This window comes from Streptomyces sp. NPDC091281 (assembly GCF_044757425.1).
Classification (GTDB): Bacteria; Actinomycetota; Actinomycetes; order Streptomycetales; family Streptomycetaceae; genus Streptomyces.
In genome coordinates this window covers 499,217-524,029 of record NZ_JBIVUY010000004.1, presented here as the reverse complement: position 1 = coordinate 524,029, position 24,813 = coordinate 499,217, and the positions used below count along the sequence as shown (strand labels likewise).

The following is a 24,813-nucleotide window of genomic DNA, read 5'->3' as shown; positions in this document are numbered from 1 at the left end:
GGGTCGGCCTGCCCCGGCCGGGAGCTTTCAGCCCGCCCGTTCCGTGAACGCCCGCAGCAGCCCCACCACTCCCTCCGGGCCGTCCACCACCAGGTCCGCGCGGGTCGAGAGTTCGGTGACCTCCGTGCTGCCGCTGGCCACCAACAGGCCGGGGACACCGGTCGCGCGGAGTTCTTCGACGGCGGCGAAGGCGGGAAGGTCGCCCAGGTCGTCGCCCGCGTAGAGGACGGCCTCGGCGCCGGTCTCCCGGACGTACGCCGTCAAGGCGGCGCCCTTGTCGACGCCCGGGGGGCGCAGTTCCAGGACCATGCGGCCCGGTTCGACGATCAGGCCGTGGCGCAGGGCCAGGTCGGTGAGCGGGCCGCGGAGGGCGTCGAACGCGGCCTGCGGGTCGGGGGCGCGGCGGGTGTGGACGGCGATCGCGCGGCCCTTCTCCTCGACCCAGACGCCCGGCCGGTCACCCGCCCCGGCCAGGACGTCCGGCAGTTCGGCGCGGACGGCGGCCACCCCGGGGTGCGGCTCGGGCGCGGTGACCACGCCGGTCCGGGCGTCCCAGCGTTCGGCGCCGTAGTGGCCGAGCACGACGAGGCGGTCCAGGCCCGCGACCCCGGCGAAACCGCCGTTGCGGACGGCGACCTCGGCGGGGCGGCCGGTGATCACGGCGACCGCGCCGACCGTGGCCGCCAGGCCCACCAGCACCGGCACGGCGTCCGGGTGCGCCCGCGCGTCCTCGGGGTTCTCGACGATCGGCGCGAGCGTCCCGTCGAGGTCGAGCGCGACCAGCACCCCCCGCGGCCGCCGCAGCATCGCGGCGAGCGCGTCCCGCCCGGCGGCGGTGGCCGGCGTGGGGAGCGCCGACGCGGCGGATGAGGTCTCGTGACTGGCCATGCGGTGACGGTCTCCGGGCGGTCGAGGGGCGAGGGCAGGTCCGGGGCCGCGCTCAGGCGCGGTCGATCGCCCGCAGCGCTTCCAGCTGGTCCAGGAACCAGCGGGCCGGGGGCAGCGCGGTGGCCGCCGCGGCGAGGCGTCCGGCGCGGCGTTCGCGTTCCTCGGCGGGCAGGGTCAAGGCCGTGTGCAGGGCCTCGGCGGTCTCGCCGATGTCGTACGGGTTCACCACCAGCGCGTCCTCGCCGAGCTCCCAGAAGGCGCCCGCCTCGCGGGAGAGGACCAGCGCGCAGCCCCGGTCGGAGACGATCGGGACCTCCTTGGCGACCAGGTTCATGCCGTCGCGGATCGGGTTCACCAGCGCCACGTCCGCGAGGCGGTACGCGGCCAGGGAGCGGGCGAAGTCGTCCTTGACGTGCAGCACGACCGGCGTCCAGCCGTCCGTGCCGTACGCGGTGTTGATTGCGTCCGCGACACGCCGCACCTCGGCCGTGTAGTCGCGGTAGACGGCGAGGTCCTGACGGGAGGGGTAGGCGAACGCGACGTGCACGACGCGCTCGCGCCACTCGGGGTGGTCGTCGAGGAGCTGCCGGTAGGCCAGCAGGCCGCGGACGATGTTCTTCGACAGCTCGGTGCGGTCGACGCGGACGATCGTGCGGCGGTCCGCGCCGATCTCCGCGCGCAGCTCGGTGATCCGCTCCTCGACGTCCGGCTCGTGCGACCGCTTGAGCAGGAAGTCCCCGTCGGCGCCCAGACCGTGCACGCCGATCTCCGTGCCGCCCGTGCCGCCGGTGAACGCGTCGCAGCAGGCGGCGAAGGCGTCCGCCCAGCGGCGGGTGAGGAAGCCGAGCCGGTCCGCGCCGAGCATCCCGGTCAGCAGACGCGCGCGCAGGTCGTCGGGGAGCAGCGCGAAGTAGTCGACCGGCGCCCACGGGGTGTGCGAGAAGTGGGAGATGCGCAGGTCGGGGCGGAGTTCACGGAGCAGTCCGGGGACCAGACACAGGTGGTAGTCCTGCACGAGGACGGCCGCGCCGGGCGCCGCCTCCTCGGCGAGCGCCTCCGCGAAGGCCCGGTTGTACGCCTCGTACGACGCCCACTGCCGCCGGAACTCCGTGTCGAAGACCGGCTCCAGCGGGGTCTGGTAGAGCAGGTGGTGCACGAACCAGAGGACCGAGTTCGCGATGCCGTTGTAGGCGTCGGCGTGCACGTCGGCCGGGATGTCCAGCATCCGCACGCCGTCCTCGCCGACGCCCTGCCGGACCGCCTCGCGGTCGCCGTCGGAGAGCGCCGAGCACACCCACAGCGCGTCCGCGTCGGGCCCGATCGCGGACAGACCGGAGACCAGCCCGCCGCCGCCCCTGCGGGCGTGCAGCGCACCGTCCTCCCGCACCTCGTAGGAGACCGGGCCGCGGTTGGACGCGACCAGCACCCGGGCGCCCTGACGGGCACCCCCGGCGGCGGCGTCGTGCGTGGAAGCCATAGCCCTCAACCTAGCCCGGTCCCCAAACGCTCAAACGTACGGAAGCGGACCTTCCACGGGGGGTGCCCGGTCGTATACGGACCGCGTATACGGCCTGCTCGCGGGGGCCGCGGGCCGGTTTCAGGCCACCTTGCGGGCGGCGTACTCGGCGATCTCCGCCATCGGCGGACGCTCCTCCGTGTCCACCGAGTACGTGCGCGGCTCGAAGCCGTCCGCGCCGCGCTCGAACTGGGTCAGCGCCGGGCGGATCAGATGCCCGCGGGCCAGCCGCAGCTGCGCCGTGCGGTAGATCGCCGCCGCCATCCGGCCGAGGGCCTGCCCGTCCTGGTGACGGTGCTTGCGCACCCCCACGTCGACCTGGGCGAGGGCGTCCAGCCCCACCAGGTGCAGGGCGTCCACCAGCATGCCCAGCTCCACGCCGTAGCCGACGGGGAAGGGAAGCTGCTCCAGCAGGCTGCGGCGGGCCGCGTACTCCCCGCCGAGCGGCTGCACGAAACCGGACAGCTGCGGCCAGTGCATGTTCAGCAGCGGGCGGGCCATGAGTTCCGTCACCCGGCCGCCCTGACCGGCCGCGCCGCCCAGCGGGCGGTCGTACATCGCCTTCACGAGGTCCACGTCCGGGTCGGTGAGCAGCGGGCCCACGATCCCGAGGACGAAGTCGGAGGAGAACTCCTTCAGGTCGGCGTCCACGAAACAGACGATGTCGCCGCCCGTCACCAGCAGGGAACGCCACAGCACCTCGCCCTTGCCGGGCACGGCCGGGACGCGCGGCAGGATCGTGTCGCGGTGCACCACCCGGGCGCCCGCCGCCGCCGCGACCTCCGAGGTGCGGTCGGTGGACCCGGAGTCGATCACGACGATCTCGTCCACCAGAGGGACCTGGCGCATCAGGTCGTGCCGGATCACGGCCACGATGTCGCCGACCGTCTCCTCCTCGTTCAGCGCGGGCAGCACCACGGACACCGTCTGGCCCGAGGCGCGCTTCGCGGCGAGGACGCGGTGCAGCGGGCGGTCGTCGACGGACCAGGAGCGGGTGGTCAGCCAGCGCTCAGCTTCTTCCAGCACGGTCGGCGGCTCCTCACTGTCGTGATCACTTCCGGCACACCCCGCACACACGGAGTGACCGTGAGATCCATCTCGCGGTTCGGACGTCTCACTCAACTGTCCTGGCCTTCGGTTACAGTCTTGAACAACGCGGATGACCATCGCATGTCCCGCATGCCGAGGCCGCCCGCCCCCACAACTTCATACCGCTCATCCAGAGGGGCAGAGGGACACGGCCCGATGAAGCCCCGGCAACCCTCCAGCCGACCCGTCACACACATCAGTGGCGAGGCTCCCGGCTCGGGAAGGTGCCAAATCCGTCTCACGGCGAAACGCGTCGTGAGGAAGATGAGGAGAAAGGGCCTCGCCTCACATGGCTGCGCAGACAGTTGAACGCACCACCACCCCCGTCGACCTCGGTTCCGCCACCGCGCTGTCCTGCCGCGAATGCGGCCACCGCGTCCCCCTCGGCCCCGTCTTCGCCTGCGCCGAATGTTTCGGCCCGCTGGAGATCGCCTACGACTTCTCCTCCTACGAGGCCGAGGAGCTGCGCAGGCGCATCGAGGCGGGCCCCGCGAACATCTGGCGCTACGCGCCGCTGCTGCCCGTCCCCGCGGACGTGGCGGGCAAGCCCAACCTGAACCCCGGCTGGACCCCCCTCGTCCAGGCCGACAACCTCGCCCGCGAACTCGGCGTCACCGGCGGCCTGTACGTCAAGGACGACTCCGGCAACCCCACGCACTCCTTCAAGGACCGGGTCGTGGCGCAGGCGCTGGAGGCCGCCCGCGCCTTCGGGTTCACCACCCTCTCCTGCTCCTCCACCGGCAACCTCGCCGGAGCCGTCGGCGCCGCCGCGGCCCGCGCGGGCCTGCGCTCCTGCGTGTTCATCCCGCACGACCTGGAGCAGGGCAAGGTCGTCATGGCCGCCGTCTACGGCGGCGAACTCGTCGGCATCGAGGGCAACTACGACGACGTCAACCGCTTCTGCTCCGAACTCATCGGCGACCCGGCCGGTGAGGGCTGGGGCTTCGTCAACGTCAACCTGCGGCCCTACTACGCCGAGGGCTCCAAGACGCTGGCGTACGAGATCTGCGAACAGCTCGGCTGGAAGCTGCCGGACCAGCTCGTCGTGCCGATCGCCTCCGGCTCCCAGCTCACCAAGATCGACAAGGGGCTCCAGGAGCTGATCCGCCTCGGCCTCGTCGAGGACCGCCCCTACGCGATCTTCGGCGCGCAGGCCGAGGGCTGCTCCCCGGTCTCCACCGCCTTCAAGGCGGGCCACGAGGTGGTCCGCCCGCAGAAGCCGAACACCATCGCCAAGTCCCTCGCCATCGGCAACCCGGCGGACGGGCCCTACGTCCTGGACATCGCGCGCCGCACCGGCGGGGCCGTCGAGGACGTCACCGACGAGCAGGTCGTCGACGCGATCAGGCTGCTGGCGCGGACCGAGGGCATCTTCGCGGAGACCGCGGGCGGCGTCACCGTCGGCGTCACCCGCAAGCTGATCGAGAACGGTCTGCTCGACCCGGCGAAGACGACCGTGGTCCTCAACACCGGCGACGGGCTCAAGACCCTCGACGCGGTGGCCGGCACCGGCCTCACCACCACCATCCGCCCGAACCTGGACTCCTTCCGAGAGGCTGGCCTCGCATGAGCGTGACCGTCCGTATCCCGACCATCCTGCGCACCTACACCGGCGGGCAGGCCGAAGTCAGCGCGGAGGGCACCACCCTCGGCGAGGTCATCGGCGACCTGGAGAAGCACCACACCGGCATCGCCGCCCGCGTCCTGGACGACCAGGGCAAGCTGCGCCGCTTCGTGAACGTCTACGTCAACGACGACGACGTCCGCTTCGAGCAGGGCCTGGAGACCGCCACCCCGGACGGCGCGGGCGTCTCGATCATCCCGGCCGTCGCGGGCGGCTGACCGCGCCGGCCCGACCCCCGGGCGGTTGACCGCCGTTCAGTACCCGCCGGTAGTGACCGTCGGTAACAGCGATTACCGAGTGTTCATCGAATTGCCCCCTCCGTGAGAGAAGCGGAGGGGGCAATTCTGTGTGATTGAGCGCGGTAGAGTTGGGGAACGCGCCCGCCGCTCGCGTGCCGCCCGCATATGAGGGCCGTCCCTCGGTGCGATAAGAAGCAGCCAAAGTGTGCGTGGCTTTTACGCCTTTTGCTCCCTTTATGGGGCCCGACTTGCCCGATATCCGGGCGAATTCTCACTATATTACAGACCCTTCACGTCTTGAATTCTCGTCCGATTGACCTGTTGCAGAGGGCAGTTGGACAGATACATTCGGCCGCGGTCGACGCGTTCCGGCGCACGCCCCCAACCAACTGGGGGGTGAGGTCTGACCCGGGTCCGCGGAGTGTGGATCTGTGCAAGGGCCAGTAATAGGGGAGTTAGGCATGGCTCAGGGCACCGTCAAGTGGTTCAACGCGGAGAAGGGGTACGGCTTCATCGCGGTCGACGGTGGTGCGGATGTTTTCGTCCACTACAGCGCGATCCAGATGGACGGATACCGCACCCTGGAAGAGGGCCAGCGAGTCGATTTCGAGATCTCGCAGGGTCAGAAGGGGCCGCAGGCGGACATGGTCCGGCTCGCGACCGGCTGAAGCGCGCGCCGACGCAGCGTCGTTCTTCCTTCTTGTTCCACCAGTTCCATCAGCTCCACCCGTTCCACCCGCTCCACGTGTTCCACCGTCGAAGGGCTCGCACCTCCCAGGGTGCGAGCCCTTCGAGCTGTCCGCGGCCGGGCGGACCGGGCGGCCAGGGGGCCCGGTCCCCGAGAGGCGCTTGCACTCGGCAGGGGCGAGTGCTAATCATTGGCGTTAGCACTCTGAAGGTGAGAGTGACAACGAAGGACCGGGTCGGTGAGGCCCGCAGGCCAGGTGGGGCAAGGAACCACGGGGCCGGCGAGCCGTCCGTCGCGGGCGCGGGCGCGGTCCGAAGAATCACCCCCAGTCCTGGAGGGACCACTTCACATGGCCAAGATCATCGCGTTCGACGAGGAGGCGCGGCGCGGCCTCGAGCGCGGCATGAACCAGCTCGCGGACGCCGTGAAGGTGACGCTCGGCCCCAAGGGCCGCAACGTCGTCCTCGAGAAGAAGTGGGGCGCCCCCACGATCACCAACGATGGTGTCTCCATCGCCAAGGAGATCGAGCTCGAGGACCCGTACGAGAAGATCGGCGCCGAGCTGGTCAAGGAAGTCGCCAAGAAGACGGACGACGTCGCCGGTGACGGTACGACCACCGCGACCGTCCTCGCCCAGGCCCTGGTGCGCGAGGGTCTGCGCAACGTGGCCGCCGGCGCCAACCCGATGGCCCTCAAGCGCGGTATCGAGAAGGCCGTCGAGGCCGTCTCCGGTGCCCTGCTGGAGCAGGCGAAGGATGTCGAGACCAAGGAGCAGATCGCTTCCACGGCCTCCATCTCCGCCGCCGACACCCAGATCGGCGAGCTGATCGCCGAGGCCATGGACAAGGTCGGCAAGGAAGGCGTCATCACCGTCGAGGAGTCCCAGACCTTCGGTCTGGAGCTGGAACTCACCGAGGGCATGCGCTTCGACAAGGGCTACATCTCGGCGTACTTCGCCACCGACATGGAGCGGATGGAGGCGTCGCTCGACGACCCGTACATCCTGATCGCCAACTCCAAGATCGGCAACGTCAAGGACCTGCTCCCGCTCCTGGAGAAGGTCATGCAGTCGGGCAAGCCGCTGCTGATCATCGCCGAGGACGTCGAGGGCGAGGCCCTGTCGACCCTGGTCGTCAACAAGATCCGCGGCACCTTCAAGTCCGTCGCGGTCAAGGCCCCGGGCTTCGGCGACCGCCGCAAGGCGATGCTGAACGACATCGCCATCCTCACCGGCGGCGAGGTCATCTCCGAGGAGGTCGGTCTCAAGCTGGAGAACACCTCCCTGGACCTCCTGGGCAAGGCCCGCAAGGTCGTCATCACCAAGGACGAGACCACCATCGTCGACGGTGCCGGCTCCTCGGACCAGGTCGCGGGCCGCGTGAACCAGATCCGCGCCGAGATCGAGAACAGCGACTCGGACTACGACCGCGAGAAGCTCCAGGAGCGCCTGGCGAAGCTGGCCGGCGGCGTGGCCGTCATCAAGGCCGGTGCCGCCACCGAGGTCGAGCTGAAGGAGCGCAAGCACCGCATCGAGGACGCCGTCCGCAACGCGAAGGCGGCCGTCGAGGAGGGCATCGTCGCCGGTGGCGGCGTGGCCCTGCTCCAGGCCTCCCAGGTCTTCGAGAAGCTGGAGCTGGAGGGCGACGAGGCCACCGGTGCCGCCGCCGTCAAGCTGGCGCTGGAAGCCCCGCTGAAGCAGATCGCCGTCAACGCCGGCCTCGAAGGCGGTGTCGTGGTGGAGAAGGTGCGCAACCTGACCCCGGGCCACGGCCTGAACGCCGCGACCGGCGAGTACGTCGACCTGGTCGCCGAGGGCATCATCGACCCGGCGAAGGTGACGCGCTCCGCGCTGCAGAACGCGGCCTCCATCGCCGCGCTCTTCCTCACCACCGAGGCCGTCATCGCCGACAAGCCGGAGAAGTCCGCGGCCCCGGCCGGCGGCGGCATGCCGGGCGGTGACATGGACTTCTGATCCTCCCCGGGACCCCTTCCGGTCCCCCGAGGATCGCTCGTCCTGACCGAGGGCGGCACCCCTGTTCCGACGGGGGGTGCCGCCCTCGGGCGTTGCCGGGTGCGGGGGCAGACGTGGCGGGGGTCACACCGATGTCGCCGCCCGCGGGCGGAATGGACGGGTGCGCTGGGGTCGTTGTCCGGGGGAAGGCGGTGAATGCGTATGCACATACCGTCTGGAATGTCCCTGTTCGATGCCCCGAGCAACCTGTCAAGGAGCCCGCTGCCGTGACCGCCACCCCCACCTCCGCCGCCTCGCGTGCCGCCGAGATCCTCGGCCGCCCCGTCACCCTCAACGGGCTGACCGTCCCGAACCGCATCGCCATGGCCCCGATGACCCGGATGTTCTCGCCGGGTGGCGTGCCCGGTGAGGACGTCGTGTCGTACTACGGGCGCCGGGCCGCCGCCGGGGTCGGTCTGATCGTCACCGAGGGCACCTACGTCGGCCACCCCTCGGCCGGGCAGAGCGACCGGGTGCCCCGCTTCCACGGCGAGGAGCAGCTGGCCGGGTGGGCGAAGGTCGCCGAGGCGGTCCACGCGGGCGGCGGGACGATCGTGCCGCAGCTGTGGCACATCGGCATGGTCCGCAAGGACGGCGAGCCGCCCTACGCGGACGCCCCCGCGGTCGGCCCGTCCGGGCTGCGCCTCGACGGCACCGAGGGCACCGGCCGGGAGATGACCCGCGGCGACCTGGACGACGTCATCGGCGCCTTCGCCGAGGCCGCGGCCGCCGCCGAGCGCATCGGCTTCGACGGCGTCGAACTGCACGGCGCGCACGGCTACCTCATCGACCAGTTCCTCTGGTCCGGCACCAACCGCCGCACCGACGCCTACGGCGGCGACCCCGTCGCCCGCGCCCGCTTCGCCGCCGAGATCGTCGCCGCCGTCCGCGCGGCCGTCTCCGCCGACTTCCCGGTGATCTTCCGCTACTCGCAGTGGAAGCAGGAGGCCTACGACGCCCGCCTCGCCGAGACCCCGCAGGAGCTGGAGGCCATCCTCGCGCCGCTCGCCGCCGCCGGTGTCGACGCCTTCCACGCCTCCACCCGCCGCTACTGGAACCCCGAGTTCGACGGCTCCGACCTCAACCTCGCGGGCTGGACCAAGAAGCTCACCGGCCGTCCCGCCATCACCGTCGGCTCGGTCGGCCTCGACGGCGAGTTCCTCAAGGCGTTCCAGGGCGAGGGCTCCTCGCTGCGCGGCATCGACGACCTCCTCGACCGGCTGGAGCGCGACGAGTTCGACCTCGTCGCCGTCGGCCGCGCGCTGCTCCAGGACCCGGAGTGGGCCGCGAAGGTCCTCGCCGGGCGCCTCGACGAGCTGAAGCCGTACGACGCGGCGTCGCTGCGCACCCTCGCCTGAGCGGGCACCGCCCCGCCGCGCCCGCGGACCCGCGCTACAGGTTCCCGAGCGGTTCGATGTCGACCCGGACCGGGGTGCCCCACACCCGCAGCACCTCGTAGTCGGTGAACTCGTGCACCAGCCGGTACGCCATAGCGGGGCGTGAGCCCCGGCGCAGCGCGGCGAGATACAGCTCGGCCTCGTGCCGGTCCCGGCGCGGGGTGCCGCACAGCTGCCACTCCTGGCCGTTCCACAGCTCCGGCAGCCAGCGCTGCTGGGGCTGCGGGCGGTCGGCGCGCACGCCGTAGCGGGAGGGGGCCGACGCGGGCGCCGTCTGCGGGGCCGGGCCGTTGAACTCGGCGCGGCGGGCCGCCCGGCGCCGCGTCTCGCACAGCAGGCACAGATCGGGCGCGGCCTCGTCCACCGGGCCGTTCGGGTGCTCGGCGCAGCGGGTGGTGGGCGCCGCCGTCGACACGCCCTCCTCCAGCAGCTCCAGCGCGCGCCGCAGATCCGCCTTGACCTCGTGCAGCTTGGCGTCCGGGGTGTCGGAGGTGAGCGCGTCACCGTGCTCACCGATCAGCCGGAGCGCACGGCCCAGGTGGGTGAGCTGGGCGTGATTCATGACGGGACGACTCCCTTTCACGGTGGTTCACGGTGTTTCACGGTGGACACCGACGGGACGGGGCGGGGGACGCGGGTGGGTCGCCTCAACCGTCGCACATCGCGGGGGCGGGCGACGATCCGTGCGCGGGGCGGGCGGTGCCGCCGGTCAGCGGGTGGGCGCCGGGGCCGGGGCGCCGGGGCTCGCCGGTGGGCCTGCTTCGGGCTCGGTGAGGGGCGTTCCCGTCGGGGCGCCCGCCGTCGCCGCGGCCCGTACCTCCTCCGTGACGCCGAACAGCCAGGTCGCCGTGAAGCCGACGGCGTAGCCGGTGAGGAGGCCGCCGGTGTAGAGGGCGAGGAGGGTGGGCCAGCCGTGGTCTCCGGCGAGGAGGGGGAAGAGGGCCCAGCCGGACGGGCCGATGGCGGTGGCGCCGACCCGGTCGCCGAGCATCGCGAAGAAGCCGAGGAACGCGCCGCCCGCCGCGCCGCCCGCGCACGCCGTGAGGAAGGGGCGGCCCAGGGGCAGCGAGACGCCGTAGATGAGGGGTTCGCCGACGCCCAGCAGGCCCGCGGGGAGGGCCGAGCGGATCGTGGCGCGCAGCGACGGGGCGTGGCGCAGGCGGACGTACAGCGCGAGGGCCGCGCCGACCTGGCCCGCGCCCGCCATGGCGAGGATCGGCAGCAGGACCGTGCTGCCCTGCTGCTCGATGAGGGTGGTGTGGAGGGGGATGAGGGCCTGGTGCAGGCCCAGCATGACCAGGGGCAGGAAGAGGCCGCCGAGGACCAGCCCGGCGAACGCGCCCGTCGTGTCCAGCAGCCAGGTCGCCGCCGTGCCGACCGCGGTGGAGACCGTCCCGGCCGCCCACATCAGGCCGTACAGGGTGGCGAGGCCCGCGACGAGGACGGTCACGGTGGGGGTGAGGAGGACGTCGAGGGTCTCGGGGAACCGGCCCCGGCACCAGCGTTCGACGTACGCCGCGAGCAGCGCCGCCGCCAGCGCGCCGAGGACCCCGCCCTGGCCGGGGGCGAGGGTGACCCCGAACGCCGTGACCTTCGCGACGCCGGGATGGACCACGATCGCCGCGACCGCCCCGCCGAGGACGGGCGTCCCGCCGAACTCCTTCGCCGTGTTGACGCCGACGAACACCGCGATCAGCGCCATGAACGCGGACGCGACCGCCGTCAGCGCGGGCGTCAGCCACGGCAGCAGACCGGCGTTCAGCAGCAGGCCGTTCACGCCCGCGAGGATGCCGCAGCCGATCAGGGCCGGGATCAGCGGGACGAACACGGCGGCCACCCGGCGCAGCGCCGTCTTCAGCGGGGTGGCGTTGCGCCGCCGCCGTGCCTCCCTCAACTCGGCGCCCCGCGCCGCCAGTTCCTCGGCGGCGGAGCGGCCGGGTCCGGTGGCGGGATGCGCGGGCGCGGGCGGGGCCGCCGTCTCCCGTACCCGTTCCTCGAACGCGGCCGTCACCCGTGTGACCACGCCGGGGCCCAGCACGATCTGCCAGGAGTCGCCCTCGACGACCAGGCCCAGTACGCCCGGCACCGCCCGCAGGGCCGTCGCGTCGGCGCGGGCCGGGTCGGCGAGGACCAGCCGCAGGCGGGTCATGCAGTGGGCGACGGAGCGGACGTTCGCGGGGCCGCCCACCAGGGGCAGCAGGGCGGCGGCGGTGGCCGCGGGGTCGGTGCGCACCCCCCGAGGGTGCGGCTCAGGGCGCCGCGGCGGCGAGCGCGGCGCGCAGATGGCCGCCGGACTCCTCCAGAAGGCGGGCGGCCGTCGGCCCGTCCACCCCGGCGAGCACCACGAGGATCGCGTTCTTCACCTCGCCGCCGGTCGCCGCGAGGGCCCGCTCGGTCTCGGCGTCGTCGGCGCCGGTGGCGAGGGCGACGATCCGCCGGGAGCGGGCCCGCAGCTTGTCGTTGGAGGCGCGGACGTCGACCATCAGGTTCCCGTAGGTCTTGCCGAGCCGGATCATCGTCAGCGTCGAGATCATGTTGAGCACCAGCTTCTGCGCGGTGCCCGCCTTCAGCCGGGTCGACCCGGTGACCAGTTCGGGCCCGGTCACCACCTCGATGCCGTGGTCGGCGGCGGCCGCCAGCGCGCTGCCCGGATTGCAGGCCAGGCCCACGGTGAGCGCCCCCCGCGCGCGGGCGTGCGCGACAGCGCCGAGCGCGTACGGGGTGCGGCCGGAGGCGGAGACGCCGACCACCGTGTCCTCGGCGGTCAGGCCGAGCGCGTCCAGGTCGCGGACGGCCAGCTCGCGGGAGTCCTCGGCGCCCTCGACGGAGGTGACCAGGGCGTCGGGGCCGCCCGCGATGAGGCCGACGACCTGGCCGGGGTCGGCGTTGAAGGTGGGCGGGCACTCGGAGGCGTCCAGCACGCCGAGCCGTCCGGCGGTCCCGGCGCCCGCGTAGACGAGGCGTCCGCCGCGGGCCATGCGCGCGGCGACGGCGTCGATGACGGCGGCGATCTCGGGCAGCCGGGCGGCGACGGCGGCCGGGACGGCGTGGTCCTCGCCGTTCATCAGGCGGGCCAGGTCGAGGGTGGGCAGCCGGTCGATCTCGGCCAGCTCGGGCCGGAACGCCTCGGTGGCGAGCGTGCCGAGCTGGCCGAGGAGAGTGTCGGGGGCTCCGGGAGGGGCGGGAGCGGTGGGGGCGGGGGCTGCTGCGGAGGGGCTGTCGGCGGTGCCGGGGCGGGGGGCGGAGGTCATGGCGTGCGGCTCTTTCCGGTCGGGGCGGCGCGTACGGTCCGGGCGTGCCGGGTGCGGTGGTCCCGGAGGCCTACGGGACGGTGGCTCCGGAGGCCTACGGGGCGGTGGACCCGTGGGTGTGCGGGTCTCCGGTCTACCGGTGCCGGTGGGCCAGTGCCTCGTACGACGCGGCCAGCGCGGGCGCCGCCGTCTCGTACGTCCGCTGCGCCACCCCCACGAACAGGCAGTCCACCACCAGCAACTGGCCGGTGCGGGAGGACATCGCGGCGGGCCGCAGCTCGCTCTCCCGCGCCGTGGACGTGGTCAGCACGTGGTCGGCGTACTGGCTGACGGCGCCGCCCGGCCGCCCGGTGACGGCGACGGTGGTCGCGCCCCGCTCGAACGCCGCCCGCAGCGGCTCCACCACGTCGCGGGTCGACCCGGAGTGGGTGACCGCGACGGCCACGTCCCCGGCCCGCAGCTGCACCGCGTTGGTGACGGCGAGGTGCGGGTCGCTGTGCGCGTGGGCCAGCAGGCCGATCCGCAGCAGCTTCTGCACCAGGTCCTGGGCGACCAGCCCGGAGGCGCCCACGCCGTACACGTCGGTGCGGCGGGCGGCGGCCACCGCGGCGACGGCCGCGCCGAGCTGGGCGATGTCCAGGGCGGCGGCGGTGTCCGCGAGGGTCTGGGCCTCGTCGCGGGCCAGCTTGGCGACGACGTCGGGGAGCGGGTCGTCGACGGCGATGTCGGTGGTGAGCGCGGGGGAGCGGCCGGAGGCGCGGCGCGCGGCGAGCCCGGCGAGGGCGAGCCGCAGGTCGCGGTAGCCGGGGTAGCCGAGGGCGCGGGCGGTGCGGACCACGGTGGCCTCGCTGGTGCCGGTGCGTTCGGCGAGCCCGGTGACGGTGAGCGCGGCGCAGCCCGCCGGGTCGGCGGCGACGGTCTCGGCGACCCGCTGCATCGAGCGGGTCATGGACGGCGCGAGCGCCCGGACCTTGGCGGCGAGGGCCTCGCCGAAAACTTCCTTCACGTCGCGGGCCATGCGTGAAAGGTATTTTCGTTCCGGTGCACCGGTCAACCGTGCGCACAATGGGGGGCATGGATGTCCCCGGCCCGAACCCCGAACCGCACCCCGACCGGACCCCCGGCCCGTCCCCCGACCCCGCCGTTCCCCCTGGGCCCGCCGGGCCCTCCGTGCCTGGGCCCGCCGGGCCCGTCACCTCTGTCGGGCCGCTGGAGCAGGCGCTGCACGCCGCGCGGGCCCTCGTGCTGGCCGACCTGGTCGCCGGGCGGGTCGCGGAGGCGGACGTGGTGTCGCTGGTCGAGGAGTCGGTGGCGCAGCGCCGCTGGTGGGTCGAACAGTGGCCGGAGGGCGCCGCGTTCGTGTCGGGGCTGGTCGCGCAGGACGTGCAGGACGCGCTGCTGGAGCGGTACGGGCGCTGGCCACTGTGCCCGGTCTGCGGCTCGGGCGACCCGCACGCGCTGGAGGTCGAGCCGGAACTCGGGCCCGATCCGCACTGGGTGTGCCATCAGGCGGGCGTGCGGGTGGCGCCGGTCGGCGCGCTGGGCCGGGCGACCGGTGGACCGGCGGACGCGTGAACCGGCCGTGACGATCTACATCGACCCGCCGACCTGGCCCGGCCACGGCCGCCTCTGGTCCCACCTGGTCAGCGACGCCTCCTTCGCCGAACTGCACGCCTTCGCCGACGCGTTGGGCGTCCCGCGGCGCGCCTTCGAACGCGACCACTACGACCTGCCGTCCCACCGCTACGCCGACGCCGTCACCGCGGGCGCCCGCGAGGTCACCAGCCGCGAGGTCGTCCGCCTCCTCACGGAGTCGGGCCTGCGGCGGCCCAAGGGGCGGCGGATCTAGGAACGCCCGGCGCGCTCACGGCGGGCGGGGCTACGCCCGCCGGACGTAGAGGCGCAGCGGCCGGCCCTCCGCGTCGCGTTCCGGGGCCGGGCCCGTCTCCTCGACCGGGGTGCGGACGAAGCCCGACCGGGTCAGGACCGCCGCCGAGGCCGTGTTGGCCTCCTCGACGGTGGCGCAGACGGCGCTGACGTCGTCGCGGGACAGCGCCCAGTCGGTGAGGGCGGTGACCGCCGCGGTGGCGTGGCCGTGGCCGCGGGCGGCGGGGACGAGGTCGTAGCCGATCTCGGTACGGCCCTCCTCGTCGGGGACGCCGTGGAAGGAGACGCTGCCGACGGCCCGGCCGTCCTCGCGGACCACCGCGAACATCCCGGACTCCGGGCGGTGGGTGCCCGCATACCAGGCCTCGCGCAGCGCGCGGGCCACCTCGCGCGTCCCGTCGTACGGGCGGTCCCCGAGCCACACGAAGCCGCCGTCGCCGCCCGCCGCGAGGTCCTGGGCCGCGGCCGGGGTGACGCCCTCCAGGGCGAGGCGGCCCGCGGGCAGCACCAGGGGGTTGGACCAGCGCCAGCCGGTGACCGGCGGGCGGCCGGTCACCGCGCCGCGGCCGGTGGCCCACAGCAGCGTCGGCCACGGGTCGGGGCCGGGCCGCACGTGCGGGAAGATCCGGGCGAGGACGTCCGCGCACAGCCCGGCCGACGGCTCGTACGCCAGCCCCAAGCCCTCGGCGATGTCGTGCGTGTGCAGCAGCACCTCCGCCACGCCCATCGCGGCGAACCCCTCACGGTCGGCGGAGCGGAACGGGTACGGGTGGAAGGCGCGGACGCGGGGCGGGGTGGTGCGCACCGTCGCGGCGAGCAGGACGCCCGTCGTCTCGATCACGTCCAGCACGCCCGCCGGGTCGGTGCCCTCGTCGAAGGTGATCTCGAACGGGACCCACGCGTGCTGCGCGCGGCCCGCCAACTGGCCCGCGTAGGCGAGGAGATCGCCCGCGATGTGCTCGGCGGTCTCGCGGCACGTCCAGTCCAGGCGGCCCGCCTTCACCCCGTCCCAGTCCCGGTCCGCCGCCGTGCGCAGCACCGCCACGCTCTCCGCGACGGCCGCCCGCACCTGATCCCCGCCCCATACCCGCATGACAGGCAGCGTAGGGCGGACGGGAGGTCAGCTCGACAGCATTTCCAGCTCGGCGCGGAGGTTGTGGCGGGCGGTGGCCTCCCACTCCCGCGCGCCGTACGGGGTGCGGAACAGGCGGGGCAGCTCCAGCAGGTGCCGCAGCACGGCCGAACGGCCCTCCCGGAACAGGTCGTCGGGCACGAAGTGGTACTCGGCGCGCACGGCGGCGGTGTAGGCGGCGTACGCGGACGGCGGCGCCGCGAGGACCGCGAGGTCGGCGTCGCACAGCACTTCGCCGTCGCGGTCGCCGTCCGCCGGGTCGTGGCCGACGGTGAGCCGCACCAGCCGGGCCACCTCGGCGGTCCGCGCCGCGCCCACCCCGGCCTCGGCCAGCGCGCGCTCGGCGAGGGCGGCGGAGCGCTCCTCGTTCTCGGAGCGGTCGGGCAGGTAGACCGCGTCGTGGAACCAGGCGGCCAGCCGGACCACGTCCGGGTCGTCGGCGTGCTCCGCGAGCCGGTCGACGTGGTCCAGGACCGCGGTGAGGTGCGTGAGCGTGTGGTAGCGGCGCTGCGGCTCGCTCCAGCGCGCGAGGAGGTTCCCGGCGTAGGGGGCGGCGTCCGGCGGGGCGGCCCGACCGGCGCCGGGGGCAGGGTCGGAGGAGGGGGCGCGTACGGCGTCCAGGGCGCGGGTGAAGCGGGCGCGGAGGGCGTCGGGGTCGGGGGCGGCGGCCGGGGCGGCTGCGGGGGCGGCGGCGGGGTCCGTGGGGTCCGTGGGGTGGTCGGGACGCTCGGGGTGGTCGGCCATACGGCCATTCTCGCGCGGGCCGGACCCCGGGGAGCGGCCCGTGTGACGTGAACGATCCGTTTCATGACCGGGACGCGGGGGTGAGGGCGGCGGCCCGCAGGCGTACGCTGAGGGGATTGGACTAGACCTGTACTGATCCACGGGTCCGGTCCAGGAAGCCGACCGAGACCACTCGTCTGTGAGCAGGAGCCGGAGCCGGACCCGACGTCGGGACCGACGCCGGAACCGGGGCTGGAGCCCCGCCTCGCAGAGCCGCCGACAGGAATGGGGTGCCATGAGCAAGCGTGCAGTCCTGGAGGTGATCGCCCTCGACCCCGAGGACGCGGTCGCCGCCCAGGCCGGAGGCGCGGACCGCCTCGAACTCGTCACCGACATGGACGCCGACGGGCTCACCCCGCCCGTGGCGGTCTTCGCCGGCATCCGGTCCGCCGTCGACCTCGACCTGCGCGTGATGCTGCGCCTGACCGACGGGTTCGGGGTGGGCGACGCCGACCGGCTCGTCGCCCTCGCGGGCGACCTGCGGGCGGCGGGCGCCGACGCCTTCGTGCTCGGCTTCCTCGACGGCGAGGGCGCGGTGGACCTGGCGGCCGTGGAGCGGGTCGTCGCCGCGCTGGACGGCTGCCCGTGGACCTTCCACCGCGCCATCGACCACACCGCCGACCGCGACGCCCTGCGCAAGGAGGTCGAGGGCCTGCCCGGCCTGGACACCTACCTCACGGCCGGGGCCGCCGCGGGCGTCGACGAGGGCCTGCCCGTCCTCCTCGCGGAGACCGCCCGCACCGGCGAACAGGGCTACGAGCAGCAGGTCCTGGTCGGCGGCGGCCTCCGCCTCGACCACGTCCCCGTCCTGCGCGCGGCCGGTGTCGACGCCTTCCACATCGGCGGCGCCGCCCGCCCCGGCGGCTGGCGCGAGCCGGTGTCGGCGGACGCGGTCGCGCAGTGGCGGCGGGCGGTGGACGGCGCGGCCTGACCGGACCGGGACCCGCTCCCGTCCGGCAACGCCCGCCCCGTGCGGGCGGGCCGGGGACCGTTCAGCCCAGCTCGGCCGGGAGCGGGCTGGTGTGGATCACGGTCAGGCCGGAGACCGCGCGGGTGAGGGCGACGTACAGGCGGCGCAGACCGGTGCGTTCGTCGGGTTCGCCGTCGACCACGGCGCGGGGCTCGTCCAGGACGACGTAGTCGTACTCCAGGCCCTTGGCGAGGGAGGCCGGGACCAGGGTGAGGCGGGTCTCGCGGGTGGTCTCCTCGCCCGGCGCGAGGAAGGGGACACCCGCCGCCGTCAGCGCCGCGGCGAGGGCGGGGACGCGGGCGTCGGCCGCGATCAGCCCCGTCGAGCCCTCCTGCCGCAGCGACTCCGCGCACGCGGCGACCACGTCGTCCGCCCCGGTTCCCGGACGCAGGGCGAAGGCGCCGGGGTTCTCCCGGACCGAGGCGACCGGGGTCAGACCGGGCGCGATGTGCGGCAGCAGCCGGGAGGCGTACCGGATGACGTCGGTCGGCACGCGGAAACCGGCCGTCAACTCCTCCACCACCGCGTCCGACTTGCCGAGGTGGCCGAGGGCCTCCTCCCAACTCCGGGTCGCCCAAGGGGTGGTGCCCTGCGCCAGGTCGCCGAGGACGGTCGCGCTGCCGGTGGTGCAGCGCCGCCCCACGGCCCGGTACTGCATGGGGGAGAGGTCCTGCGCCTCGTCGAGCACCACGTGCCCCAGCGAGTGCGTCCGCTCCACCAGGTCGGTCGCCTCGTCGATCAACACCGCGTCGGCGGCGGACCACTTGGCGGCCTTCACCGACCTCGGCGGCCTGCCCCCGGAGCCGCCCGCGCCCCACAGGAGAGTCTTCTGCTCGTCCGCGTCGAGGACGCCCGCCGCGTGCTCCGCCAGGAACTCCGCGTCCGTCAGCAGCCGCAGCACCAGCTTCGCCGGATCGACCGCGGGCCAGACCGCCTTCACCGCCGCTTTGACCGCGCTGTTGCGGGCGACGGCGTCCTGCACCCGGTCGTCGGGCGCCTCCCCGGACCGCTCCATCTGCACCAGCACCGCGTGCGCGATCCGCTGCGGCAGGGCCTCGCGGGCGGCGCCGTAACGGATGTCCCGCTCCAGCAACTCGCCCACGATGGCCTCCACTTCGTACGCCGGAACCCGCCAGCGGCGTGAGCCGCGCACCACGACGACCGGCTCGGTGGGCGGTGTCACGTGGGAGTACAGCGCCCGGCGCAGCACCTCCGCCATCCGGGCGTCGCCCTTGACGACCGCCGCCGGTGCCGCGTCCGTGCCGCGCACCTCGACATGGGCCACCAGGTCGTCCACCGTCGCCTGCTGCACGCTCAACTCGCCCAGCGCGGGCAGCACTTGCTCGATGTAGTGCAGGAACGACCGGTTCGGTCCGATGACCAGGGTGCCGGTGCGGGCGAGCCGCTCACGGTGCGCGTACAGCAGGTACGCCACCCGGTGCAGACCGACCGCCGTCTTCCCGGTGCCGGGCCCGCCCTGCACGCACACCGAGCCGCCGAGCCCGCCGCGCACGATCTCGTCCTGCTCGGGCTGGATGGTGGCGACGATGTCCCGCATCGGGCCGACACGCGGCCGTTCGATCTCCCGCTGGAGCAGCTTGCTGGTGGTCGCCGCCTCCGCCGGGTCGGACAGGTGCTCGTCCTCGTACGCGGTGAGGTCGCCGCCGGTGTAGCCGAAGCGGCGCCGCAGCCCGACGTCCATCGGGTCCTTCTTCGAGGCCCGGTAGAACGGCTGGGAGACCGGCGCGCGCCAGTCGATCACCATCGGGTCGCCGTCGTGGTCGTGGACGTGCCGCCGCCCGATGTAGAACCGCTCGCCCGCCGCGCCCTCGGCCCGGTCGGCGCCCGGCGCGTGCTGGTAGTCGAGGCGGCCGAAGAAGAGCGGGGTGTCGCTGAGGTCGGCGAGCGCCTTGACGCGGTCTTCGATCTGCCGGGCGAGGACCTCGGCGTTGACCCAGTTCGCGGTGACGTCGCGGATGTCCAGCGACTCCACGTCCTCCCGCATGGCCCGCAGCGCGGCCCGCGAGTCCCCGAGATGCGCGCGCTCCCGGCCGAGGGGGTCGACGGGGTCCGGAGGGGCGGATGCGGCGGTGCCGGTCCCGGAGCCGGAGCCGGCGGGGGTGTCGGGGGCGGTTGTGTCGGTGTCGGGTCGCTCGGGCGGGACGTGCGTGGGCAAGGCGGTGCCTCCGGAAGGACCTGCGGGGGCGCGCCGCGTGCGGGACACCGCGGGGGCGCGGGCCGCGGAACGGGCGCTGCGGAAACCGTCCGGTACCGGCCGGACGGCGGCACTCCCTGCGGGAGGCGGGCAAGAGCGGAGAGTCTAGACCGGTGCCCCCGGCGGACGCGAACGCATTTCACCCGGCCGGGTCCGGGCGTACGGAACGGGCGGCCGCGTCCTGACGACGCGACCGCCCGTGAGAGACCCCGGGGGCGTTCAGCCCCCGGCCCGGCCCCGTGCCCCGGTGCTCACCCCTACAGGGCGTCCGGGTCCACGGTCCGGGCCGTCAGCCAGGCGTCCCCGAGGTTCGACTCGGCCGTCCAGCCGCTGCCCGCGCCCTTGCCGAAGGCCTGCACGCCCCGCGAGCCGGAGGTGGCCCACTCGTAGGCCGCGTTGGACGGGCTGGGCGTCTGCTGACCGAGGACGACGGCGTAGGGGGCGCCGTCGACGAGGCCGTCGTAGCGCAGGGCGGCGGTGACGACGGTGTCGGTGGTGCCGACCGCCGAGGCCGGGATGGTGGCCGTGGCGAGCGGGGCGCCGGTCGGCTTGGTGCCCGCCGTCGCGTACAGGGCGACGGTGACCGGCGTCTGCGTGGTGCCGCCGATCTTGCGGAGGCTGACCTTCACCGACTCCAGCCTGCTGTTCTCCCCGGCGGTGAACGTCTGGTAGCGGCGGACCTGGTTGGCGGTCTGGCCGAACGTGTAGTGACCGGCCGTCGAGTCCGCGACCTTGACCTCCGACCGGGCCAGGTCACCGACGGTGACCGTGACGGTGCGCTGACCGGCCGGGAGGGTGACCGTGCCGGAGGCGTTGTCGACCGTCCCGGACGTGGTGGCGGTGATGTCGCCGATGAAGGCGGGCAGCGACAGCGCGACGGGCGCGCCCGGATCGCCGGTGACGGACAGGGTCACCTTGTTGCCGTCCCGGGTGATCGTGAAGCCGATGCGGTGCCCGCCGTGCGTGGGCACGTTGCGCCAGGTGATCGGCCGTCCCGAGGTGAGCCAGCTGGTCGGGACGCCGCGGCCGATGACGACCGGCCCGCCGCTGGTGACGGAGACGTTGGCCTCCAGCAGCGCCTTCTTGTTGGTGCTGAGTCCCCACGCCTCCAGGTCGGCGAGGTTCTTGTTCCAGGAGTCGCCGCCGGACGCGAAGCTCTCGCCCCACTGGAGCGGCGCGGTCTGGTTGTCCAGCAGCCAGCGCAGGTTGGCGACGGCCTCGGTGCGCAGGTCGGGGTCGTTCGACGCGAGGAGCTGGGAGCCCGCGCCGCCGTTGTAGACGGTGCCGTAGCCGTTGGCGCCGTTGGTCCAGGCGCCCCAGCTGTGCGGCGGGATGGCGGGGGCGGTCGCCGCGCGCCGGGTGAAGGCCAGGCGCGCGGAGGCGTCCAGCTTGTCCTTCCAGACGCCGCCCGCGGTGACCCCGGCGAGACGGCCGTCCCAGGGCAGCGAGGACATCATGAACGTCGTACCGAGCCAGTTGCCCTGGTAGTTGCCGTTGCCGAGCAGCGGACAGGCGTCGAGGCAGGCGTTGTAGCCGCCGCTGGATGTGGCGTTCATGCGGGCGGTGAGGGCCCGGTCGAGGGCCGTGTTGATCGAGGTCACCTGCTCCAGCGCCCAGGTCCGCTCGGCCGCCCAGGAGGCGTCGGCGCCGGACCAGGAGGCCGCGAGGTCGGCGTAGGCGGTCAGGCCGTAGATGGCCGCCATGTTGTCGATCACGAGGTGGCTGGGCTGGTTGTCGAAGGTCGCGGACGGCTTGATCAGCCCGTCGTACGGCGAGGACGCGTCGGCCACCCGCAGGTCGTGCACGAGGTGCGCGGTGTCCTTGATCTTCGTCTTGATCGCCGGGGTGAACAGGCTCTGGTCGCCGGTGTAGCGCAGGTACAGCGCGTACGGGTACAGGAACTTCGGCGGGGCGTCGAGGTAGGGGTGGTGGTCGGGGACGGAACTCTTGTCGAGGTAGATCTTCGACGACAGGGCCTTCTTGGCGAGGTCGAAGTCGCCCTCGCGGACGTACTGGGCCGCGATGTCGGGGGCGTCGTGGCTGTAGACGACGTCGTAGCCGTGGAAGGGGGCGTTGGAGGGCGCGCCGCCGCTGCTGCGCAGCTCGTAATTGGTGCCGCCCTGACCGTCGTTGGTCTTGGCGAGCGTCATCCAGGAGACGATCTGCTCCGCCTTGTACATGGTGGCGAGGCCCGCGTCGGGGATGCTGACCGGGTCGGCGGTCTGCGCCAGGCGGCCCTTCCAATAGGCCGCCATGGCCTGGTAGTTGGTGTCGAAGCCGCCCGCCCCGGCGAGCTGCGCGGCGGTCGCCGTCCCGGCGGAGCGGGCGACGAAGTCCTTGCTGACGGAGCCGCCCGGCGCGACGGTGAGCGCGTAGTGCTGGGAGGTGGTGTCGCTGCTGGTCGGCGTGCCGGAGAGGGGGACCTCGACGGTGGACGGGGCGCCGATGTCGAGGGTGGTGGCCTGCGGCGACGACGAGGTGTTGGTGACGGTGACCCGCGTGTAGAGGGCGGTGGCGCCGTCGTTGAGCACCCGGTTGGCGAAGTGCTGCACGGTCACCTTGACCGGCCCGGCGGTCCAGGTCGAGACGGGGCTCGGCAGATAGCCCTCGGCGAGCGTCCAGGCGATCCGGTCGCGCAGCCCGGCCTCCGTCTCGTCGGCGCGGTAGGCGGTGCCGCCGACGGTGACGCCGTAGTCGATCGCCTTGGTGTGGTCCAGCGACAGGGCGCCGCCGGGGAAGGTCAGCGGCTTCGGGCTGTCGCCCTCCCAGCCGAGGTAGAGGTAGTGCAGCGGGTTGGGGACGGCGGCGGCGACCGCCTCGGGCGCGGCGGCCGCGCCCGGCGTGGGGGGCAGGGCGGTGAGCCCGGCGGTCAGGGCGGCGACCGTCGCGGCGAGCGCGAGCAGACGCCGGGGGCGTACGGACATGCGTGGTCCTCCTTGGGTGTCCAGCGGCTCGGGAGGGGGGTGGAATGGGTGGCCGGAACGGCGCCGCTCTTACGGAACGGGACCGCTCTCACGGACCGGGTTCACTTCACGGCGCCGCCGCCGACCCCGGCCGCGATGTACCGCTGCGCGAGGACCAGCAGGACCGCCGAGGGGAGGCAGGCCAGGACGGAACTCGCCATCACCGGGCTCCAGTTCTCGGTCTGGGCGCCCAGGTAGCGGTAGATGCCCATGGTGATCGGGGTGACCGTGTCGGTGGAGGTGAGGGTGAGGGCGAAGAGGAAGTCGCTCCAGGCGAACAGGAAGCTGAACAGGGCCGCCGTGATCAGGCCGTTGCGGCTCATCGGCAGCACCACCGACACGAACGTCCGTACCCGGCCCGCCCCGTCGACCCGCGCCGCCTCGATCACCGCGTCCGGGATCTCCGCCATGAACGAGCGCATCAGCAGCATCGCGAAGGGGATGCCCAACGAGGCGTCGGCCAGGATCAGTCCGGGCAGCGAGTCCAGCAACCCCAGCCCGTTGTACGCCCGGTAGAGCGCGTTGGCGATGACGATGCCCGGCACCATCTGCGTCACCACCGCGGCGAGCAGCACCACGCCCCGGCCCGGCAGCCGGTACTTGGCCAGCGCGAACGCGGCGGGCGCCGCCACCAGCGAGCTGATCAGCGTCGAGCCGAGCGCCACGGTCAGGCTGACCAGGAGGTGACCGCCTTGGTCGGCGAAGGCCTCCCGGTAGGCGGCGAAGCCGGGGTGCCGGGGGAACCAGTCGGTGCTGAACGACGTGGCGTGCCCCTGGAGCGACACGTTGACCATCCAGTACACGGGGAACAGCAGCACCGCGAGGACGGCGAGGGCCAGGACGGTCGACACCCAGGGCGGGGTACGGCGTCCGCGGCGCCGGGTGCCGCGCCGCGTACGGAGCGGGCCGCGCGCCGGACGGGACGTCGCGGCGCCGGTACGGGGGCGGGGGGCGGCGGTGCTCACGCGGTGTCCTCCGGAAGGTGGGCCCCGCGGTTGAGCCGCAGGTAGACCGCGGCGAACAGCAGGGAGATCAGGATGAGCACGTTGCCCATGGCGGCGCCCTGACCGAACAGGAACGTCTTGAACGACAGGTGGTAGGCCTCGACGGCGAGGGTGCTGCTGGCGTCGGCCGGGCCGCCGCCGGTGACGACGAGGATGATGTCGATGACCTTGACGGTGTAGATGAACCCCAGCACCACCACCACGTTCACCACGGGGCGCAGCAGCGGCCAGGTGATGTGCCGGAACCGGCCGAACGGCCCGACCCCGTCCAGCGAGGCGGCCTCGTGGATCTCGGCGGGGATCTCCTGGAGGCCGCTGTAGAGGACGACGAGGTTGAAGGGGATGCCCACCCAGACGTTGACCAGCGTCACCGCGTACAGGGACACGTCCACTCCGGACAGCCACGGCACGCCCCCGGCGGGCGCGAGGTGCAGCGTTTCGAGGAGCCGGTTGACGACGCCGTTGTCCTGGTCGAGCATCCAGCGCCACACCGTCGCCGACGCCACCATCGGCACCAGCCACGGCAGCAGGAGCAGCGCCCGCACCACACCGTTGAGCGGGAAGCGGCGGCTGAAGAACAGCGCCAGCGCGAGCCCGATCGCGAACTGCGCGGCCATCGAGACCACGGTGAACACGACCGTGTTCCACAGCAGTCCGCCGAACCGGCCGGAGGTCAGGACCTCCTGGTAGTTGCGCAGCCCCGCGAAGGGCGCGTGCCCGGTGTAGAGGCTGGAGGTGTCGTAGTCCTGGAACGCCGTCACCAGGTTCTGGAGGACCGGGTAGCCGAAGAACGCGACGAGGTAGAGGACGGCGGGCGCCACGAACAGCCACTGCGCGACGCGGTCCCGCCGGTCCCGTCGCCGGACCGGCGCCGGACGCGGCGCCGGCGGCCCGCCGGGGGCGTCGGTCCGTTCCGTGAGGTGGAGCTGAGTCATCTGAGCGGATTCCTTCTCCCGGCCCGGCCGCTGCCGCGCGGCCGACGGGATCGTCTGAGAACCGAACCCGGTACCGAGGTACCGAGGTACGGAAGTCGCAGGTACGGAGGTACGGAAGTACGGAGGGAGGGGCCGAACGGGGCGTCAGGCGCGCGGCCCGACCGCAGGGCGCTGCCGGAAGGGCACCGACCTGAGACGGCCGCCGAACCCGCCCCACCCCG

Annotated in this window: 21 protein-coding genes and 1 riboswitch; of the genes, 8 read left to right on the top strand and 13 right to left on the bottom strand. The window is 73.6% G+C overall.

Annotation, left to right across the window (positions count from 1 at the left end; genetic code table 11):
- Positions 1-27: 27 nt before the first annotated feature.
- The 3 genes from otsB to ACIQPQ_RS13890 form a co-directional block, all read right to left on the bottom strand.
- A complete protein-coding gene (gene otsB / locus ACIQPQ_RS13900; RefSeq protein WP_401303353.1) occupies positions 28-888 on the bottom strand; it encodes a trehalose-phosphatase in 861 nt (286 codons plus the stop codon).
- A gap of 52 nt (positions 889-940) precedes the next feature.
- Positions 941-2,365 carry a trehalose-6-phosphate synthase gene (locus tag ACIQPQ_RS13895; RefSeq protein WP_401303351.1) on the bottom strand — a complete coding sequence of 475 codons (1,425 nt, stop codon included), beginning with the start codon at positions 2,363-2,365 and terminating at the stop codon, positions 941-943.
- Between the two features lie 120 nt (positions 2,366-2,485).
- Positions 2,486-3,430: a glucosyl-3-phosphoglycerate synthase gene (locus ACIQPQ_RS13890; RefSeq protein WP_401303349.1), complete on the bottom strand. Its 945-nt coding sequence runs from the start codon at positions 3,428-3,430 to the stop codon at positions 2,486-2,488.
- A gap of 186 nt (positions 3,431-3,616) precedes the next feature.
- Positions 3,617-3,764, top strand: a riboswitch (SAM riboswitch).
- 18 nt (positions 3,765-3,782) lie between these two features.
- Here ACIQPQ_RS13890 and thrC point away from each other — a divergent pair.
- The 5 genes from thrC to ACIQPQ_RS13865 all read left to right on the top strand — a co-directional run bounded on the left by thrC (position 3,783) and on the right by ACIQPQ_RS13865 (position 9,413).
- The gene (gene thrC / locus ACIQPQ_RS13885; protein WP_401303347.1) at positions 3,783-5,063 is read left to right on the top strand and encodes a threonine synthase; all 1,281 of its coding nucleotides are present in this window, start codon (positions 3,783-3,785) and stop codon (positions 5,061-5,063) included.
- A complete protein-coding gene (locus tag ACIQPQ_RS13880) occupies positions 5,060-5,335 on the top strand; it encodes a MoaD/ThiS family protein (protein ID WP_383769130.1) in 276 nt (91 codons plus the stop codon). The genes thrC and ACIQPQ_RS13880 overlap by 4 nt, the downstream gene beginning before the upstream one ends.
- A 482-nt stretch (positions 5,336-5,817) precedes the next feature.
- Positions 5,818-6,024, top strand: a complete 207-nt coding sequence (locus tag ACIQPQ_RS13875; RefSeq protein WP_007493268.1) for a cold-shock protein — start codon at positions 5,818-5,820, stop codon at positions 6,022-6,024.
- Positions 6,025-6,393: 369 nt separating this feature from the next.
- Positions 6,394-8,016: a chaperonin GroEL gene (groL, locus tag ACIQPQ_RS13870; protein WP_383769133.1), complete on the top strand. Its 1,623-nt coding sequence runs from the start codon at positions 6,394-6,396 to the stop codon at positions 8,014-8,016.
- Positions 8,017-8,282: 266 nt separating this feature from the next.
- Entirely contained in the window at positions 8,283-9,413 is a 1,131-nt protein-coding gene (locus ACIQPQ_RS13865; protein ID WP_401303344.1) for an NADH:flavin oxidoreductase, read from the top strand.
- Positions 9,414-9,447: 34 nt separating this feature from the next.
- Here the strand turns inward: ACIQPQ_RS13865 and ACIQPQ_RS13860 are convergent, their stop codons facing one another.
- The 4 genes from ACIQPQ_RS13860 to ACIQPQ_RS13845 all read right to left on the bottom strand — a co-directional run bounded on the left by ACIQPQ_RS13860 (position 9,448) and on the right by ACIQPQ_RS13845 (position 13,721).
- Complete coding sequence (locus tag ACIQPQ_RS13860) at positions 9,448-10,014, bottom strand: hypothetical protein (RefSeq protein WP_401303342.1); 567 nt, start codon at positions 10,012-10,014, stop codon at positions 9,448-9,450.
- Positions 10,015-10,161: 147 nt separating this feature from the next.
- Entirely contained in the window at positions 10,162-11,685 is a 1,524-nt protein-coding gene (locus tag ACIQPQ_RS13855; RefSeq protein WP_401303340.1) for a PTS transporter subunit EIIC, read from the bottom strand.
- A gap of 16 nt (positions 11,686-11,701) precedes the next feature.
- On the bottom strand, positions 11,702-12,703 hold the full coding sequence (gene murQ / locus ACIQPQ_RS13850; protein WP_401303338.1) for an N-acetylmuramic acid 6-phosphate etherase: 1,002 nt from the start codon (positions 12,701-12,703) through the stop codon (positions 11,702-11,704).
- Between the two features lie 133 nt (positions 12,704-12,836).
- Positions 12,837-13,721 (bottom strand): MurR/RpiR family transcriptional regulator, encoded by an 885-nt coding sequence (locus ACIQPQ_RS13845; RefSeq protein WP_401303336.1) that lies wholly within the window; start codon positions 13,719-13,721, stop codon positions 12,837-12,839.
- A 152-nt stretch (positions 13,722-13,873) separates the two neighbouring features.
- Between ACIQPQ_RS13845 and ACIQPQ_RS13840 the strand changes: the two genes are divergently transcribed.
- Both ACIQPQ_RS13840 and ACIQPQ_RS13835 read left to right on the top strand, forming a co-directional pair.
- A complete protein-coding gene (locus tag ACIQPQ_RS13840) occupies positions 13,874-14,278 on the top strand; it encodes a hypothetical protein (RefSeq protein WP_401303601.1) in 405 nt (134 codons plus the stop codon).
- Between the two features lie 7 nt (positions 14,279-14,285).
- Complete coding sequence (locus tag ACIQPQ_RS13835) at positions 14,286-14,552, top strand: DUF4031 domain-containing protein (RefSeq protein WP_401303335.1); 267 nt, start codon at positions 14,286-14,288, stop codon at positions 14,550-14,552.
- 30 nt (positions 14,553-14,582) lie between these two features.
- On the opposite strand, the gene ACIQPQ_RS13830 is transcribed toward ACIQPQ_RS13835, so the two are convergent.
- The gene (locus ACIQPQ_RS13830; protein WP_401303333.1) at positions 14,583-15,683 is read right to left on the bottom strand and encodes a GNAT family N-acetyltransferase; all 1,101 of its coding nucleotides are present in this window, start codon (positions 15,681-15,683) and stop codon (positions 14,583-14,585) included.
- 27 nt (positions 15,684-15,710) lie between these two features.
- Entirely contained in the window at positions 15,711-16,466 is a 756-nt protein-coding gene (locus tag ACIQPQ_RS13825; protein ID WP_401303331.1) for a hypothetical protein, read from the bottom strand.
- A 274-nt stretch (positions 16,467-16,740) separates the two neighbouring features.
- Here ACIQPQ_RS13825 and ACIQPQ_RS13820 point away from each other — a divergent pair, with 274 nt between their 5' ends.
- Positions 16,741-17,436 carry a copper homeostasis protein CutC gene (locus ACIQPQ_RS13820; RefSeq protein WP_401303330.1) on the top strand — a complete coding sequence of 232 codons (696 nt, stop codon included), beginning with the start codon at positions 16,741-16,743 and terminating at the stop codon, positions 17,434-17,436.
- 61 nt (positions 17,437-17,497) lie between these two features.
- Here the strand turns inward: ACIQPQ_RS13820 and ACIQPQ_RS13815 are convergent, their stop codons facing one another.
- From ACIQPQ_RS13815 to ACIQPQ_RS13800, 4 genes are all read right to left on the bottom strand, one after another.
- Positions 17,498-19,651, bottom strand: coding sequence for a HelD family protein (locus ACIQPQ_RS13815; RefSeq protein WP_401303328.1), 2,154 nt, complete (start codon positions 19,649-19,651; stop codon positions 17,498-17,500).
- A 296-nt stretch (positions 19,652-19,947) separates the two neighbouring features.
- The gene (locus ACIQPQ_RS13810) at positions 19,948-22,614 is read right to left on the bottom strand and encodes a hypothetical protein (protein ID WP_401303327.1); all 2,667 of its coding nucleotides are present in this window, start codon (positions 22,612-22,614) and stop codon (positions 19,948-19,950) included.
- A 101-nt stretch (positions 22,615-22,715) separates the two neighbouring features.
- On the bottom strand, positions 22,716-23,618 hold the full coding sequence (locus tag ACIQPQ_RS13805) for a carbohydrate ABC transporter permease (protein ID WP_401303325.1): 903 nt from the start codon (positions 23,616-23,618) through the stop codon (positions 22,716-22,718).
- On the bottom strand, positions 23,615-24,592 hold the full coding sequence (locus ACIQPQ_RS13800) for a carbohydrate ABC transporter permease (protein WP_401303323.1): 978 nt from the start codon (positions 24,590-24,592) through the stop codon (positions 23,615-23,617). Before ACIQPQ_RS13800 ends, ACIQPQ_RS13805 begins: the two co-directional genes overlap by 4 nt.
- Between the last annotated feature and the right edge of the window lie 221 nt (positions 24,593-24,813).

Coding starts and splice junctions, on each gene's coding strand:
- ACIQPQ_RS13820 (WP_401303330.1), top strand. CDS start 16,741: ATGAGCAAGCGTGCAGTCCTGGAGGTGATCGCCCTCGACCCCGAGGAC.
- otsB (WP_401303353.1), bottom strand. CDS start 888: ATGGCCAGTCACGAGACCTCATCCGCCGCGTCGGCGCTCCCCACGCCG.
- ACIQPQ_RS13860 (WP_401303342.1), bottom strand. CDS start 10,014: ATGAATCACGCCCAGCTCACCCACCTGGGCCGTGCGCTCCGGCTGATC.
- ACIQPQ_RS13825 (WP_401303331.1), bottom strand. CDS start 16,466: ATGGCCGACCACCCCGAGCGTCCCGACCACCCCACGGACCCCACGGAC.
- ACIQPQ_RS13810 (WP_401303327.1), bottom strand. CDS start 22,614: ATGTCCGTACGCCCCCGGCGTCTGCTCGCGCTCGCCGCGACGGTCGCC.
- ACIQPQ_RS13875 (WP_007493268.1), top strand. CDS start 5,818: ATGGCTCAGGGCACCGTCAAGTGGTTCAACGCGGAGAAGGGGTACGGC.
- thrC (WP_401303347.1), top strand. CDS start 3,783: ATGGCTGCGCAGACAGTTGAACGCACCACCACCCCCGTCGACCTCGGT.
- groL (WP_383769133.1), top strand. CDS start 6,394: ATGGCCAAGATCATCGCGTTCGACGAGGAGGCGCGGCGCGGCCTCGAG.
- ACIQPQ_RS13800 (WP_401303323.1), bottom strand. CDS start 24,592: ATGACTCAGCTCCACCTCACGGAACGGACCGACGCCCCCGGCGGGCCG.
- ACIQPQ_RS13830 (WP_401303333.1), bottom strand. CDS start 15,683: ATGCGGGTATGGGGCGGGGATCAGGTGCGGGCGGCCGTCGCGGAGAGC.
- ACIQPQ_RS13895 (WP_401303351.1), bottom strand. CDS start 2,365: ATGGCTTCCACGCACGACGCCGCCGCCGGGGGTGCCCGTCAGGGCGCC.
- ACIQPQ_RS13845 (WP_401303336.1), bottom strand. CDS start 13,721: ATGGCCCGCGACGTGAAGGAAGTTTTCGGCGAGGCCCTCGCCGCCAAG.
- ACIQPQ_RS13880 (WP_383769130.1), top strand. CDS start 5,060: ATGAGCGTGACCGTCCGTATCCCGACCATCCTGCGCACCTACACCGGC.
- murQ (WP_401303338.1), bottom strand. CDS start 12,703: ATGACCTCCGCCCCCCGCCCCGGCACCGCCGACAGCCCCTCCGCAGCA.